This window comes from Streptomyces sp. NPDC042100, assembly GCF_055582325.1.
Genome location: NZ_JBVJDK010000013.1, coordinates 238,773 through 252,920 on the forward strand (window position 1 = coordinate 238,773; position 14,148 = coordinate 252,920).

The window sequence follows — 14,148 nt, forward strand, 5'->3', positions numbered from 1 at the left end:
GAAAGGGCTCCCGGGGGACGCCGCCGCGCCCCCGGGAGCCCCGTCGCCTCATGACCCCGTTGCCTCATGGCCTCATGGCCCCGTGGGTCCCTGCCCGGATCAGCCGTTCGCGAGTGCCTGCACGCGCGAGTAGTCGCCGTTGAAGTGGTTGTGGTCGCCGACCGTGGGGCCGGTGGAGGTGTACTGCCACATCGTGTAGTAGCCCCAGCCGGCCGGCAGGGTGCCGACGTCGGAGGCGTAACGGGCCACCCAGAGCGGGTTGGTGGCGGCGAAGCCCCCGTAGTTGCCGGTGCACTGGGTCCACCAGCTCGTGGCCGTGTAGATCACCGCGTCCCGTCCGGTGCGGTACCGGTACCGGTCCAGGAAGTCCTTGATCCAGGCCACCATCCCGGCCTGGGTCTTGCCGTAGCAGGTGGCGCCGTACGGGTTCCACTCGATGTCCAGCGCGCCCGGCAGGGTCCGGCCGTCCTTGGACCAGCCGCCGCCGTTGTTCACGAAGTAGTCGGCCTGGGCCGCGCCCGTCGTGGTGTCCGGGGTCGCGAAGTGGTACGTGCCGCGGATCATGCCCACGTTGTACGAGCCGTTGTACTGCTGCGCGAAGGCGGTGTTCTTGTAGTACGTGCCCTCGGTGGCCTTGACGTAGGCCCAGCGCACCCCGCTGTTCCACAGGGTCGCCCAGTCCACGGTGCCGTTGTGGCTGGAGACGTCCACGCCCTCCGTCTGGACGGCCTGGACCGAGAGGCCGGCGGCGGGCTTCGCGCCCTGCCCGTCGTGCGCGACGACGCCCATGCCCATGTACGCGGAGCCGCGTGCGGGCACCGGCCGGGCGCCGGGGTCCGGGGCGGCGGCGGCCGGACCGGCGAGGGCGAGGGGGAGCAGGAGGGCCAGGGCCGCGAGGGCGGCGCCGGCGAGGGACGACCCGGATCTGTGCACACGCATCGCGTGCCTCCGAAGGCTCGGTGATCGGTGGGGGGAGCGGGGCGGCAAGTCCTCGCCAATTTCTGGTGTGGACATGTCAGTGAGTCCGCTGGGGTGAGACGCTACGCACGTAGACCCGTCGCACGGAAGAGGGCCCGACCGCTGCCGTTGGTCTACGCCTGCGAAATACTGGGGGAGCTGCGGCGATGGCCGCGGCAGGACATGAACTTTCAGCGAGCGAAAAGCGCGTGAGGGGTGCTGACGTGCACGGAAGCGGTACGGGGAGTGGATCCGCGCCCAAGCGCGGAGGTGGCGTGGACCAGGAGTTCCTCGCCCTGGAGCGCGAACTGGCGGTCTTCCTGCGGCGCGCGCGGGCGCAGTCCGGCGAGATGGCCCGCGAGGTGCACCCCGAGCTGGAGCCCGCCGCGTACGGGCTCTTCGTGCGCCTCGACGACGCCGGGCCGCAGCGCGCCACCGACCTGGCCGGCTACTTCGGCGTCGGCAAGGCCACGATGAGCCGCCAGTTGCGCGCCCTGGAGCAGCTGGGCCTGGTCGCCCGCGACCCGGACCCCGCCGACGGGCGCGCCTCGCTGGTCCGGCTCACCGAGGAGGGCCAGGGCCGCTTCCGCAGCGTCCGGGACGCCCGGCGCGAGCGGTACGTCCGCAAGCTGGCCGACTGGGACCGCTCCGAGGTCGCCGAACTGGCCCGGCTGCTGAACCACTTCAACGTCCGCTCGGAGGGCTGAGCGAGGGCGCGGGACGCGGGGGCGGCGCGCGGGGACGGCGCGCGGGGGGCGGCGCGCCCGCCCGCCGCTCCGCCCCGCCGCTCCGCCCGTCGCCTCCGCCCCTACAGCTCCGCGTACACCGCCGTCGCGTCGTCGTGGAGCTTCCAGCGGTGGACGCCGCCCGCCTCCGCGTCCGCCGCCTCCAGGCTCCGCACCCGGCGGAGCAGCCCGTGCGGGCCCTCCTTGGCCAGCACCTCGAAGCAGTCCGCCCAGTCGCCCTCGCCGAACAGCTGGACCCAGCGGGTCGCCCCGTCCGTGAGTGCCGCCAGGTCCCGCACCAGCGCGCGCGGCGTCGTGCCGGTCACCGCCCGCGCGGCCACCGCCGGATCCGCGGCGGCGGTGAAGAAGCCGCCCTCCCGGTTCCGCAGCCGGTCCGTCGCCTCCAGTGAGCGCAGCACCTCGTCCGGGACCCGGTCCAGCCGGTCGTCGAGCACCGCCCGTACCGCGCCGTCCGCGTCCCGCAGCAGCAGCGCCGCGTCCGACAGGACGAGGTGCTCCACCACCGTCCCGTCCCAGCGCGCCATGGCCACCGTCGCCTGCGGAGTGCGTACGTGAGAAAGGTCACAGGTGCCACGGTGGGCGTCCGCGGTGCGCCGGATTGCCACGGCGAGGATCTCGGTCAGCGTCAGATCGCTTCGCGAAGCGGACAGTTCAGTCAAAGCGCCGCCGAGCCGCGCGGTGAACCAGGGCACCGAGTGCACACAACCGTCGTCGCCCGCCGGTGGCGTCACCCCGTCGAGGACCACCACCACGCCCCCCGCCCCCGACGCGGGCAGCGCGGCGGCACCCCAGTCCTCGTTGGGTCGTTCGGGGCTGCCGGGCAGGGTGACCGCTTCGGTGCGCATGATCCCCAGTCTGCCTCGCGCGGCCCGGCCCCGCACCACTCCTTCACAGCGCCTCCAGAGGGCCGAATCCGGTGTGCGCGAAGGGGCCTGACGGGGCCGGAAACCGGGAACCGCCTGCCCCCGGAAGCTGCGGGCGGGCATCCTGCCAAAGGCCGCGCGGAAGATCCAACCGGGGGTAAGCCCGGCGCCCCGGCCCTCACCGGGGGGAGTTGTTCGCCAACTCATGAGTGTTGTTCACTCGTTCGGGTGGCGGAGCGGCCGATGCGAGTCCCCTGACCAGAACCGCTGAAATGGTCGGAAGACACACCAGGGGTGGGGGCTCTAGACATGTGACCGGTCGTCACCTCTGCTTCATGGGCGGACGATCAAGAATGCGAGCACCGGTGCAGAAGAAGCGGCCTCGGAGCAACAACGGCGCGCGGAGCCAGACCCCCGGTGACCCGCAGGGCTCCGGCCTGCCCGCGCACGGCACCGACGGCACCGACGCCTCGGCCGACACCCCTCGGCCGGCCCCCGCGGGCCGCCCCAAGCGCGTCCGGGGCCGCCTCGTCGCGGGCGTCGCCCTGGTCGGCATCACCGTGCTCGCCGCCGGTGCCCCCGCGATCCTCACGGCCTCCGCCGAGCTCGACGACTCCGTCAGCCTGGTCGCCCTCGCCGAGCTCGACCGGCAGGCCGTCACCCTCGCCCACTCCCTCTCCGACGAGCGCGACGAGGTCGTCGCGTACGTCGCCGCCGGACGCGACGACCAGACCGGCGACGGCCCCAAGCGGCAGATCACCAGCGCCCACTCGACCCGCGTCGACCGCCAGATCGACGAGATCCGCGCCGCCGCCCCCGACGAGCTGCGCCGCGAGCTCTCCGGGCTGCCCTCCATCCGCCGCACCGCCCTCACCGGCAAGGGCTCCGCCCTGGAGGCGTACCGCGCCTACACCGAGGTCATCGGCCAGCTCCAGGCCCTCGCCGACCGGCTCGCCGAGCGGACCCCGGCCCGCGCCGCCGAGGCCGTCCGCGCCCCCGCCGCCCTCGGCCGCGCCACCGAACAGGCCTCCGCCGCGCGCGGGCTGCTGCTCGCCGCGCTCGCCGTGCCCCGGCCCGAGTCCACCGGCGGCACCCACTACGACCCCGCCACCGGCACCTACGTCGCCGACGAGCCCGAGGGCGCCGTCGAGGCCGAGCGGGCCAGGAGCGCCCTCAGCGCGGCCGCCCAGCAGGCCAGGACCCGGGAGCTCGCCGCCCTCGGCGACTTCGACCAGGCCGCCACCGCCGCCTCCCGCGCCTCCCTCGCCGCCACCGTCACCGGCCCCGACGTCAAGAGCGCCGAGGGCTACCTGGCCCGGCTCACCGACCGGCCCGAGCTCTCCGAATCCGAGCTCGGCACCGACCCCGCCAAGCTGGACGCCGCGCTCTCCGCCCGCATCGAGCAGATGCGCGGCGTCGAATCCGCCCTCGCCGCCGAGCGTGCGGAACGTCTGACCGCGCTCCGCGACGACGACGTCACCGCGCTCGAAGTGCGCATCGCCTTCCTCGGCGGCTGCCTGCTCGTCGCCGTCGGCATCTCCACCTACGTGGCCCGCACCCTCACCCGGCCGCTCGCCGTGCTCCGCATCGGCGCCGCCCGGCTCGCCACCGCCGCCGATCCCGGCGCCGAGGAGCCGATCCGCTTCACCGGCCGCAACGACGAGTTCGCCCAGGTCGTACGGTCCCTCAACACCCTCCAGGACAAGCTGGCCGGGCTCGCCGTCCGGGCCGGGCGGCTCGGCGCCGAGCACGCCGACCTCACCGGCGCCCGCGACTCCCTCGCCGCCGAGCTGGCCGCCCAGCGCGCCGAGCTCCAGGGCCAGACCGCCCGGCTCACCGCCGAGCTGGAGCGGCTCAAGGACACCGTCCAGCACACCTTCGTCAACCTCTCGCTGCGCAGCCTCGGCCTCGTCGACCGCCAGCTCGGCGTCATCGAGAAGCTGGAGGAGCGCGAGCAGGACCCGGACCGCCTCGCCACCCTCTTCAAGCTGGACCACATGGCGACCGTCATGCGGCGCCACAGCGAGAACCTCCTCGTCCTCGCCGGCCACGAGCACCACCACGGGCACCCGGGCCCGGTTCCGCTGGTCGACGTGCTGCGCGCCGCCGTCAGCGAGATCGAGCGCTACGAGCGGGTCAGCATCCAGTCGCTGCCCCCGCACGCCCAGGTCGCCGGCTTCGCCGCGGACGACCTGAGCCACCTGGTCGCCGAACTCCTGGAGAACGCCACCTCGTTCTCGCCGCCCGACTCCCAGGTCCAGCTCTCCGGCTGGCTGCTGGAGTCCGGCGAGGTCGTGCTCTCCGTCCAGGACGGCGGCATCGGCATCGCCCCCGCGCGGCTCGCCGAGCTCAACGCCCGGCTCGCCGACCCGACGATCGCCGACACCGAAGGCGAGGGCCTCGGCATCCGCGTGGCGTCCCTGCTCGCCGCCCGCCACGGCGTCCGGGTCGAGCTGCGCGAGCAGCAGCCGGGCGGCGTCGCCGCCGTCGTGGTCCTGCCGCTCCCGCTGCTCCCGGCCGGCGCGCCGTTCGTCGTCACGCCGCCCGTGCCCGCCCCGGCGCCGGCCGGGACCGCCGCGCCCGTCGTCACGCTCCCGGGCTCGGTCGCCGAGGCCAACTCCCACACCCTGCCCTCGCGCCACCGCGACCCCCTGGTCGAGGCCGCGGAACGCGCGATCGCGGCAGCGGAGGCGGAGGCCCGGGCGGAGGCCCAGCCGGCCCCGGAGCCCGTGGCCGCGTACGAGCCGGAGCCCGCCCCGGCCCCGGAGCCCGCCCCGGCGTACGAGCCCGAGCCCGCGCCCGCGTACGCGCCGGAGGTCGCCCCGGAGGCCGCCCCGGCGTACGAGCCTGCCCTGACTCACGAGCCCGCCCCGACGTACGAGCCAGAGCCCGCGCCCGCGTACGAGCCGGAGCCCGTGGCCGCGTACGAGCCCGCGCCCGCGTACGAGCCGGCGCCCGGCGTGCCCGCGCCCCGCTACGAGGCCGAGCCCGCCTCCGTACCCGTGCCGCCCGCGTACGAGCCGGAGCCCGCGCCCGCCCACCAGGGCGAGCCCGCCCCCGCACCCAGCCCCGTACCCACCCCCACGGTCCACGGTGAGGCCCCTGTCGGCCGGCCCGTGGAGACGCTCTCCGAGACCACGCTCCAGGTGCGGCTCCCGGACCCCCCGCCGGAGCCGGACGCGCACGAGCGGACCGCTGAGGAGCCCGCGGAGCCCGTGGAGCCCGCGGAACCGGCCGAGGAGGCCGGACCGAGGCCCGGGCGGTGGGAGCGGGTCACGGACAAGGGGCTGCCCAAGCGCACGCCGCGGATAGTGCGGCAGGCCGGCCCCGCCACCCCGCCGATACGCACCCGCGGCGTCGACGCCGAGGCCCTGCGCCGCCGTCTCGGCGGCTTCCAGCGGGGCGCCGAGCACGGCCGCCGCGACGTGGCCGCCGAGATCGAGGCCACGCGGACAGCACGTACCGAGGAGAACACGGGGGACACAGTCGAGGAGGCACGCAGTTGACTGCGACCGGAACATTCGGGCTGAGCAGTGAAGCCCGCAATCTGCAATGGCTGTTGGGCAACCTCGTCGAGGAGGTGCCGGGGGTCCGCTCCGTCGCCGTCGTCTCCTCCGACGGGCTGCTCCTGCTCTCGTCCGACCCGGAGGTCCAGAACGCGGCGGCGGCCGGCGAGCCCGACCGCCCCGAGGGGCCCAGGGGCTCCACCGCCGACCTGGCCACCATCGTCTCCGGCATCGGCAGCCTCACCATCGGCGCCGCCCGGCTGATGGACGGCGGCGGGGTCAAGCAGACCATGGTCGCCATGGAGGAGGGCAGCGTCTTCGTCATGTCGATCAGCGACGGCTCGCTGCTCGGCGTGCACGCCACCCCCGACTGCGACATGAGCGTCATCGCGTACCACATGGCGCTCTTCGTCGGCCGCGCCGGCCACGTGCTCACCCCCGAACTCCGCAGCGAACTGGCCAAGTCGATGGAGGGCCCCCAGTGACCTCAGTCCCGGCCCACCACCCGCACCGGCTGCCGATACGAGGCGAGGGCCGGCGCCCCGCCCGCGTCCGCCCGTACTCGCTCACCGGCGGGCGCACCCGCTTCGGCCACGTCCTCCTCGTCGAGACCTTCGTGGCCGCGCTGGAGGCCGCACCCGAGCGCAAGGTCCTCACCGACGGGGGCCGCGCCGGGCGCGGCCTGATGCCGGAGATGCGGGCCATCGTCGAGGTCTGCCGCCGGATGCGCACGGTGGCGGAGATCTCGGCGCTCCTGAAGATGCCGTTGGGAGTCGTCCGGGTGCTGCTCAGCGACCTGGCCGACCAGGGAAAGATCCGCGTGTACGGGACGGGGCACGGCACCGACCGGCCCGACCGCGCGCTCCTCGAAAGGGTGCTGAGTGGACTCCGCCGTCTCTGAAACGCCGACCGTCGTCGGCGGCATCCCCGCCCAGCCCACGGGCCCCGCCGGTCCGGCCGCCCCGGCCGAGGCGGCCGGACCGGACCCCGAAGAGGGCGCCCAGGACTGGCAGCTCGACCACACCCGCGCCCCGATCGCGACCAAGGTCGTCGTCGCGGGCGGCTTCGGCGTCGGCAAGACCACCTTCGTCCGCGCGGTCTCCGAGATCACCCCGCTCCAGACCGAGGCCCTGATGACCCGGGCGAGCGAGGACACCGACGACCTCACCGCCACCCCCGACAAGCTCACCACCACCGTGGCGATGGACTTCGGGCGGATCACCCTCGACGACGACCTGGTGCTGTACGTCTTCGGCACGCCGGGACAGCAGCGCTTCTGGTTCATGTGGGACGACCTGGTGCGCGGCGCGATCGGCGCGATCGTCCTGGCCGACACGCGGCGGCTCACCGACTGCTTCCCCGCGCTCGACTACTTCGAGAGCTGCGGACTGCCGTACATCGTCGCCGTCAACCACTTCGAGGGCACCCGGTCGTTCGAGGTGGCCGACGTCCGCGAGGCGCTGACCGTGTCCGAGCGCGTACCCGTCGTGATCATGGACGCGCGCAAGCGGTACAGCGTGGTCGAGACCCTGCTCGCGATGGTCGCCCACGCGCTCGAAGCCTCCCCGGAATAACCTCCGAGTCTCCCGAGTCCCCCGAGTTCCCCCAGTCCCACAAGGTCGGTCGCACATGCGGAAGATACTCATAGTCGGGGCCGGCCAGTCCGGCCTCCAGCTCGCCCTCGGCCTGCAGTCCCGGGGCTACGAAGTCACCCTGATGTCCAACCGCACCCCGGACGAGATCCGCTCCGGCCGGGTCATGTCCACGCAGTGCATGTTCGACACCGCGCTCCAGCACGAGCGCGACCTCGGCCTCGACTTCTGGACCGCCCAGGCCCCCCGCATCGAGGGCCTCGGCGTCTCCGTCGCCGCCCCCGACGCCGGCCGCGCGATCGACTGGGTCGGCAGGCTCCGCGGCCCCGCCCAGTCCGTCGACCAGCGCGTGAAGATGTCCGGCTGGATGGACACCTTCGCCCAGCGCGGCGGACAGCTCGTCATCCACGGCGCCGCCGTCGGCGACCTCGACTACTTCGCCCGCGGCTACGACCTGGTGCTGGTCGCCGCCGGAAAGGGCGAGCTCGTCTCCATGTTCGCCCGGGACGCCGCCCGCTCCCCGTACGCCGAGCCGCAGCGCGCCCTCGCCGTCAGCTACGTCCACGGGCTCGGCCCGCGCCCCGAGCACCCCGGCTTCGACGCGGTCCGCTGCAACGTGGTCCCCGGCGTCGGCGAACTGTTCGTCATGCCGACCCTCACCACCTCCGGCCGCGCCGACATCCTCTTCTGGGAAGGCGTCCCCGGCGGCCCGGTCGACGCCTTCAAGGGCGTCAAGGACCCCTCCGCGCACCTGGCGCTCACGCTGGAGCTGATGGAGAAGTTCACGCCCTGGGAGCACGCCCGCGCCACCCGCGTCGAGCTGACCGACGCCGGCGGCACCCTGGCCGGCCGCTACGCCCCGACCGTCCGCAACCCCGTCGGCCGGCTCCCCTCCGGCGGTCTCGTCCTCGGCGTCGCCGACGTCGTCGTCGCCAACGACCCGATCACCGGCCAGGGTTCCAACTCGGCCTCCAAGTGCGCCGCCGCCTACCTCGCGGCGATCGTCGAGCGCGGCGACCGGGAGTTCGACGAGGAGTGGATGCGGGCCGCGTTCGCGCGCTACTGGCAGACCGCGCGGCACGTCACCAAGTGGACCAACGCCATGCTCGCCCCGCCGCCGGAGCACGTCCTGAACCTCCTCGGCGCCGCCGGACAGCTCCAGCCCGTCGCCGACCGCTTCGCGAACGGCTTCGACGACCCGGCCGACTTCGAGGACTTCTTCTTCGACCCGGAGCGGACCGCCGCCTACCTGGCCTCGGTCGCCGGGCCCTGATCCCCCCGACCGGCCCCGGCCGGCGGCGCCTGATCCGCCGTTCCGGCCGGGGTCCGGGCTCCGGCGGGCCCGTCGTGCCCGTCGTAGCCCTCGTCCGCGCCGTCCGCCGCTCCCGCCGGGAGCGCGGGCGGCGCGTACGTCGTCAGGGCCGGGGCGCCCGGATCCGGGCGTACGGCGCCCAGCAGCGGGTTCGCCGCGAGCGGCGACACCTTGATCCGGGCCCCGGGGCGCGGGGCGTGCACCACGAGCCCGTTCCCGAGGTAGAGGGCGACATGGGTGGCCTCCGGGAAGTACACCACCAGGTCCCCCGGACGCAGCTCGGACAGCGCCACCCTCGGCAGCGTCCGCCACTGCTCCTGGCTGGTCCTCGGCAGCTCGCGGCCCGCGCTCGCCCACGCCCCCTGGGTGAGCCCCGAGCAGTCGTACGCGTCCGGGCCCTCCGCGCCCCACTCGTACGGCTTCCCGAGCTGCGCCACCGCGAAGCGCAGGGCCTCCGCGCCCGCCCGGGACGGGGAGCGGGGCCCGTCGAGGACGCCGGAGCCGAGCAGCTCGGACTGCGCGCCGGCGGTCTGGGCGCGTTCCAGCGCGCCGAGCCGGGCCAGCTCCTCGGGCGAGAGCGCGGCGAGCAGCCCCTCCACCTCGCGCAGCCGCCTGCCCACCTCGTCGCGGTGCGCCCGCTGCCGGTCCGCGAGGGCGCGGCGCCGGTCCAGGGCGGTGCGGGACGCCGCGGCGAGGTCCGTGGCGTGCTTCTCGGCCGCCTGGAGCCGCCCGACGGCCCCGGCCCGCTCCCGGGCCGCGCGGGCCAGGAGGTGGTTCTGGTCCAGGGCGTGCAGCGGGTCGCGGGCGAGCAGCAGCCGTAGGTACGGGGAGAGCTCGGAGCGCCCCTGGTACTGCTCCCGCGCGAGCCGGCCGGCCTCGTTCCGGCCCTGGACGAGCGCCGCGCGGGCGTCCTTGAGCCGTGCGTCCACCTGCCGGGTGTCGGCGGTCTGCCGCTTGAGCGCCTCCTCGCCGGCGTTGAACGCCTCGGTGGCCTGCTCGGCCTGGCGGTACAGCACCTGGAGGCGGCTGAGGAGGGTGCCGAGGGCCGGGGGACCGGGGGCGGGATCGGGGGCGGGGGTCGGGCCGGGCGCCGTGGGCTCGGTGACCGGGTCCGTGCCGGGGTCCGTGCCGGGGCCGGGGGCCGTCTCGGGGGTGGCGGCCGGGTCCGGGCTCGTCGTGGCCGTGGGGCCCGGGCCCGGGGGATCGGCGGGGGCCGCCGCCGCGGCGGCGGGCGGGCCCGTGAGCGCCGTCAGGGCCGACAGGGCCGTTGACGCGGCCAGGAATCCCGTACAGACCGTGCGCAGCAGCCGTACCGACACGTCACCACCTCCATCGGGATGATGGCGCGGCGAATTGTGTGATCAGCGGACCGGCGTGGGGGTGTCGCGGGGCTCACTCGTTCGGCGGAGCCGCCGGGCGGGGTTTCGACCAGGGCCAGCGGATCTCGCGGCGCTCCCGGCCCTCCGGGGCGTACGCGTAGACCCAGCCCTGCTGGAGACCGAGCCGCTTGCCGTAGCCGGCCGGCTCGCGGCGGTACGCGTGGACCGTGGCGGGGCGGCCCTCGTGGGCCGGGACCGGGACCTCGTACCACTTCGGGGGGTGGCCGGTCGGGCCGAGCAGCACGGGCAGCGACCGGCCGTCGAGGGGGCCGCCGCGGAAGGGGGTGTTCTCGCTCTTCACCCCTCCAGTGTCGCCTCCGCCGCGCTCAGAGCAGGTGGGCGCCCTCGCCGAGCACCGGGACCACGTTCCTGGCGAGGGTGCCGACCGGGCCCGACGCGGTCTCCTGGGCCAGCAGCCGGGACACCACGCGGCCCGTCTCCGGGTCGCTCGCGGCGGTCGCGGCGAGCAGCGCGACCAGGTGGTCCACCAGCCAGTCCCGCAGCTCCCCGGCGGGCGGGCGCTTGCCCTCGTCCACCCAGATCAGGGACGCCGCCTCGACGGCCGCGATCCAGGTGCGCACCATCATGCCGAGCCTCGGCCCGGGGCGGTGCGCGCCCAGGTGGCGGAGGATCTGCTCGGCCGCCGCCCGCCGGACCTCGTCGACGATGGCCGAGGTCCGCGAGGTCTCCGCGACGCTGCCGCCGCGCAGCAGGGCGGCGAACCCGGCGTCGTGCCCGTCGACGAAGGACAGGTACCGGTCCAGGACCCGGGCCAGCCGCTCGGTCGGCGGGCCCTGCGCCGGCTCGGCGAAGCAGTGCTCCAGGGCGTCGGCCGAGGAGCGCAGCGCCGCCTCGTACAACTGCTGCTTGCCGCCCGGGAAGTAACGGTAGACGAGCGGCCGGGAGACGCCCGCGGCCTCGGCTACGTCGTCGAGCGAGACGTCCTCCGGCGCACGGTGCGCGAAGAGCGTCTGGGCGGCGTCGAGGAGCTGGCGCGTGCGCTCCTCGACGCCGAGCCGGCGGTACGCGGGCGAGGCCTGACTCGTCATGTCCGCAGCGTAACTCCGTACGGGTCCGCGCCGGGCGGTTCAGGCGAGCAGGCCCGAGGACTTCCAGAGCCGGCGGCCCGGGCCGTTCAGCAGGCCGATGTCGTCCAGGAAGTCGGTCAGGCGCTTGGCCCCGGACTGCATGACCTCCCGCCGGTGCCCGCTCGCCCGCACCTGGGCGACGGCCTCGCGGCGGTCCAGGCCGACGTTGTCGTACACCTGCGGGTTCACGAAGCAGCGGGAGAAGACGCGGGCCGCCTCGCCGCAGCTGAGCCGGGTGAACTCCTGCTCCCAGCGCGGCGCCGTCGCCATCTGGCGGCGCAGCTCCTCCCGCGCGTACCGGACGTGCCGGGCCTCCTCCACGACGTGGATCCGGGTCACGCCCCGGATGAGCGGCTGGACGCGCTCGTCGGGGAAGGTGAGCCGCTGCATCCAGTCCAGGATCTCCTCGCCGAGCAGGGTCGCGGCGAAGGAGCCGGGGGTGGTGGAGACGGTCTTCAGGACCCGGCCGAGGTTGTGGTAGGCCCGCGGCACCGGGTACTCGGGGGAGCCGCCTCGGGTGATCATGCGGGCGAACATCATCGAGTGACGGCACTCGTCGGCGATCTCGGTCAGCGCGTACCGGACGTGCTTGCTGGTCAGCGACTTGTCGTAGATGTGCCGGACCAGCAGCTGCATCAGGATGATCTCGAACCAGATGCCGAGCGAGGCCAGCGAGGCGGCCTCGTGCCGGGAGAGGTCGATCCGCTGCTCCTCGGACATCCGGTGCCACAGCGGGGTGCCGTAGAGCGAGACCAGCTCCGGCGGCCAGAACCACTTCCCGTCCTCGAAGGGGGCGTCCCAGTCGAGCTCGGTCTCGGGGTCGTAGGAGTGCCTGAGCGAGGACTCCAGGAGCCGTTCGGCGACCTGTTCGCGGTCGCGCAGCGGGCCGAGGGCGTCACGCAGGAGGGTGAAGTCGGGCTCGGTGAGACTGGCCATGCTCTTATGAGACTCCTCGTCAGTAGCGTCGTCAATCCCTCGCGCACGACTTGTTGACCCTGCGTCTACCAACGTGTGAGCCTGCTGGAAACCGTCGGAAGGAGCCGTCAGTGTCGACGCACGACCTCTACGTACAGGCCCCCGGGGAGCCCGTCTGGCAGGTGCCGGCCACCGGCTCCGCCCGCTTCAACTGGGATTACGACGACGGGCGCGAGCGCCTCCTCGCCCTCTACCAGAAGGGCAAGGACAAGCAGTGGGACGGCGCCACCCGCATCGACTGGGAGCTGGAGGTCGACCCGTACGACCCCCTCGGCACCCCGGACGAGGCCCTGGCGCTCTACGGGAGCAGGCACTGGGCCAAGCTCACCGAGAAGGACAAGGGTGAGCTGCGCCGGAGCTACACCTCCTGGCAGTTCAGCCAGTTCCTGCACGGCGAGCAGGGCGCGATGATCTGCGCGGCCCGGATCGTCGAGTCGGTGCCGGACCTGGACGCCAAGTTCTACTCGGCCACCCAGACCATGGACGAGGCCCGGCACGCCGAGATCTACGCCCGCTTCCTGAACGAGAAGATCGGGATGCTCTACCCGATCAACGACAACCTCCAGGGCCTGCTCGGCGACACCCTGCGCGACTCCCGCTGGGACATGCCGTACCTCGGGATGCAGGTCCTCATCGAGGGCCTCGCGCTCGCCGCCTTCGGGATGCTCCGCGACACCACCGACAAGCCCCTGCCCAAGCAGATCCTCGCGTACGTGATGCAGGACGAGGCCCGCCACGTCGCCTTCGGCCGGATGGCGCTGCGCGACTACTACAAGCAGCTCTCCGACGCCGAACTGCGCGAGCGCGAGGAGTTCGTCATCGAGGGCTGCTATCTGATGCGCGACCGGCTGCGCGGGGTCGAGGTGCTGGAGAACTTCGGGATCCCGAAGAAGGAGGCGGAGGAGCTCAGCGAGCAGAGCGAGTTCCTGCACCTCTTCCGCAAGCTGTTGTTCAGCCGGATCGTCCCGTGCGTGAAGGACATCGGCCTGTGGGGCGAACGCCTCCAGAAGGCCTACCTCGACATGGGCGTCTTCGACCTCGGCGACTCCAACCTCGACCTGCTGATGACCCAGGACGAGGAGATCGCCGAGGCCCTGGACCGCGAGCGGTTCGCGGCGGAGGAGCGGGCCCGGGTCGAGGAGGTGGAGGCGGCCATCGCGGAGGGCGGGGCCTAGCCTCCCGGGAACGGGGCGAGCCCCGGCGCCGTGGGGCGCCGGGGCTCGCTGTGGGTCGGGCGGGTTCTTCGTTACGGATCATCCGAAGGACTTGATGCCGGCCCAGTTGACGGAGAGGACCGTCTTGACGGGGCCTCCGGTGTTGGTGGTGGAGGGGTGGTAGACCTTCATGGTGCCGTCGGCTCCGTAGCGGACCCACAGGTCGGGGATCTTGTCGCCGTTGACGTCGGGGATGCCGATGACGGCGGTGATGTTGGTGGTGGTCCAGTTGGTGCCGTAGGAGGTGTCGACGCCCTGCCGTGATGCCGCGGCGGTCTTGAGGGAGTTGATGTCGACGCTTCCGGTGACGGTGCCGGGCTTGCCGTGGCGGATGTAGATGGTGCCGGAGTCGAGGCTGCGCCACAGGAGGTCGGGGGTGCCGTCGAGGTCGATGTCCGCGATGTTGACGATGTCGCGGGGGGCCCAGGCGGTGCCTTCCATGAGGGTGGCGGTCTGGATGGTGGCTCCGGTGTAGCCGGAGAGGAGCCAGAACTGGGTGCCGGTGGTGATGGCGAG

General features: G+C 74.0%; 13 protein-coding genes and 1 pseudogene. 7 read left to right on the forward strand and 7 right to left on the reverse strand.

Features of this window, described 5'->3' with window-relative positions:
* Nucleotides 1–99 precede the first annotated feature (99 nt).
* Nucleotides 100–939, reverse strand: a complete 840-nt coding sequence (locus tag ACZ6J5_RS28010; protein WP_469396053.1) for a lysozyme — start codon at nucleotides 937–939, stop codon at nucleotides 100–102.
* 227 nt (nucleotides 940–1,166) lie between these two features.
* Here ACZ6J5_RS28010 and ACZ6J5_RS28015 point away from each other — a divergent pair, with 227 nt between their 5' ends.
* A complete protein-coding gene (locus ACZ6J5_RS28015) occupies nucleotides 1,167–1,664 on the forward strand; it encodes a MarR family winged helix-turn-helix transcriptional regulator (protein ID WP_469396055.1) in 498 nt (165 codons plus the stop codon).
* Between the two features lie 101 nt (nucleotides 1,665–1,765).
* Here the strand turns inward: ACZ6J5_RS28015 and ACZ6J5_RS28020 are convergent, their stop codons facing one another.
* Nucleotides 1,766–2,548: a hypothetical protein gene (locus tag ACZ6J5_RS28020; protein ID WP_469396056.1), complete on the reverse strand. Its 783-nt coding sequence runs from the start codon at nucleotides 2,546–2,548 to the stop codon at nucleotides 1,766–1,768.
* A gap of 383 nt (nucleotides 2,549–2,931) precedes the next feature.
* Between ACZ6J5_RS28020 and ACZ6J5_RS28025 the strand changes: the two genes are divergently transcribed.
* The 5 genes from ACZ6J5_RS28025 to ACZ6J5_RS28045 are packed head-to-tail and all read left to right on the forward strand — an operon-like array spanning nucleotide 2,932 to nucleotide 8,937.
* The gene (locus tag ACZ6J5_RS28025) at nucleotides 2,932–6,072 is read left to right on the forward strand and encodes a sensor histidine kinase (RefSeq protein ID WP_469396057.1); all 3,141 of its coding nucleotides are present in this window, start codon (nucleotides 2,932–2,934) and stop codon (nucleotides 6,070–6,072) included.
* Nucleotides 6,069–6,557 (forward strand): roadblock/LC7 domain-containing protein, encoded by a 489-nt coding sequence (locus ACZ6J5_RS28030; RefSeq protein ID WP_469396059.1) that lies wholly within the window; start codon nucleotides 6,069–6,071, stop codon nucleotides 6,555–6,557. Before ACZ6J5_RS28025 ends, ACZ6J5_RS28030 begins: the two co-directional genes overlap by 4 nt.
* Nucleotides 6,554–6,973, forward strand: coding sequence for a DUF742 domain-containing protein (locus tag ACZ6J5_RS28035; protein WP_469396061.1), 420 nt, complete (start codon nucleotides 6,554–6,556; stop codon nucleotides 6,971–6,973). The genes ACZ6J5_RS28030 and ACZ6J5_RS28035 overlap by 4 nt, the downstream gene beginning before the upstream one ends.
* Nucleotides 6,954–7,646 (forward strand): GTP-binding protein, encoded by a 693-nt coding sequence (locus ACZ6J5_RS28040; RefSeq protein ID WP_469396062.1) that lies wholly within the window; start codon nucleotides 6,954–6,956, stop codon nucleotides 7,644–7,646. Before ACZ6J5_RS28035 ends, ACZ6J5_RS28040 begins: the two co-directional genes overlap by 20 nt.
* A 55-nt stretch (nucleotides 7,647–7,701) precedes the next feature.
* The gene (locus tag ACZ6J5_RS28045; protein ID WP_469396064.1) at nucleotides 7,702–8,937 is read left to right on the forward strand and encodes a styrene monooxygenase/indole monooxygenase family protein; all 1,236 of its coding nucleotides are present in this window, start codon (nucleotides 7,702–7,704) and stop codon (nucleotides 8,935–8,937) included.
* Here ACZ6J5_RS28045 and ACZ6J5_RS28050 read toward each other — a convergent pair.
* The 4 genes from ACZ6J5_RS28050 to ACZ6J5_RS28065 form a co-directional block, all read right to left on the reverse strand.
* Nucleotides 8,910–10,295, reverse strand: a complete 1,386-nt coding sequence (locus tag ACZ6J5_RS28050; protein ID WP_469396065.1) for a C40 family peptidase — start codon at nucleotides 10,293–10,295, stop codon at nucleotides 8,910–8,912. The genes ACZ6J5_RS28045 and ACZ6J5_RS28050 overlap by 28 nt on opposite strands.
* Before the next feature lie 73 nt (nucleotides 10,296–10,368).
* The gene (locus tag ACZ6J5_RS28055; protein ID WP_469396067.1) at nucleotides 10,369–10,656 is read right to left on the reverse strand and encodes a hypothetical protein; all 288 of its coding nucleotides are present in this window, start codon (nucleotides 10,654–10,656) and stop codon (nucleotides 10,369–10,371) included.
* A gap of 25 nt (nucleotides 10,657–10,681) precedes the next feature.
* Nucleotides 10,682–11,404, reverse strand: coding sequence for a TetR/AcrR family transcriptional regulator (locus ACZ6J5_RS28060; protein ID WP_469396069.1), 723 nt, complete (start codon nucleotides 11,402–11,404; stop codon nucleotides 10,682–10,684).
* A 39-nt stretch (nucleotides 11,405–11,443) separates the two neighbouring features.
* Complete coding sequence (locus ACZ6J5_RS28065) at nucleotides 11,444–12,379, reverse strand: AurF N-oxygenase family protein (RefSeq protein ID WP_469396070.1); 936 nt, start codon at nucleotides 12,377–12,379, stop codon at nucleotides 11,444–11,446.
* A 110-nt stretch (nucleotides 12,380–12,489) separates the two neighbouring features.
* Here ACZ6J5_RS28065 and ACZ6J5_RS28070 point away from each other — a divergent pair, with 110 nt between their 5' ends.
* Complete coding sequence (locus ACZ6J5_RS28070; protein WP_469396071.1) at nucleotides 12,490–13,593, forward strand: ferritin-like domain-containing protein; 1,104 nt, start codon at nucleotides 12,490–12,492, stop codon at nucleotides 13,591–13,593.
* Nucleotides 13,594–13,671: 78 nt separating this feature from the next.
* Here ACZ6J5_RS28070 and ACZ6J5_RS28075 read toward each other — a convergent pair.
* Nucleotides 13,672–14,148 (reverse strand): annotated as a pseudogene (locus tag ACZ6J5_RS28075) (hypothetical protein); the annotation flags it as partial.

Bases quoted from the DNA above. Each gene is read 5' to 3' on its own strand.
- ACZ6J5_RS28045 (WP_469396064.1), top strand. From the start codon at position 7,702: ATGCGGAAGATACTCATAGTCGGGGCCGGCCAGTCCGGCCTCCAGCTC.
- ACZ6J5_RS28065 (WP_469396070.1), bottom strand. From the start codon at position 12,379: ATGGCCAGTCTCACCGAGCCCGACTTCACCCTCCTGCGTGACGCCCTC.
- ACZ6J5_RS28010 (WP_469396053.1), bottom strand. From the start codon at position 939: ATGCGTGTGCACAGATCCGGGTCGTCCCTCGCCGGCGCCGCCCTCGCG.
- ACZ6J5_RS28020 (WP_469396056.1), bottom strand. From the start codon at position 2,548: ATGCGCACCGAAGCGGTCACCCTGCCCGGCAGCCCCGAACGACCCAAC.
- ACZ6J5_RS28060 (WP_469396069.1), bottom strand. From the start codon at position 11,404: ATGACGAGTCAGGCCTCGCCCGCGTACCGCCGGCTCGGCGTCGAGGAG.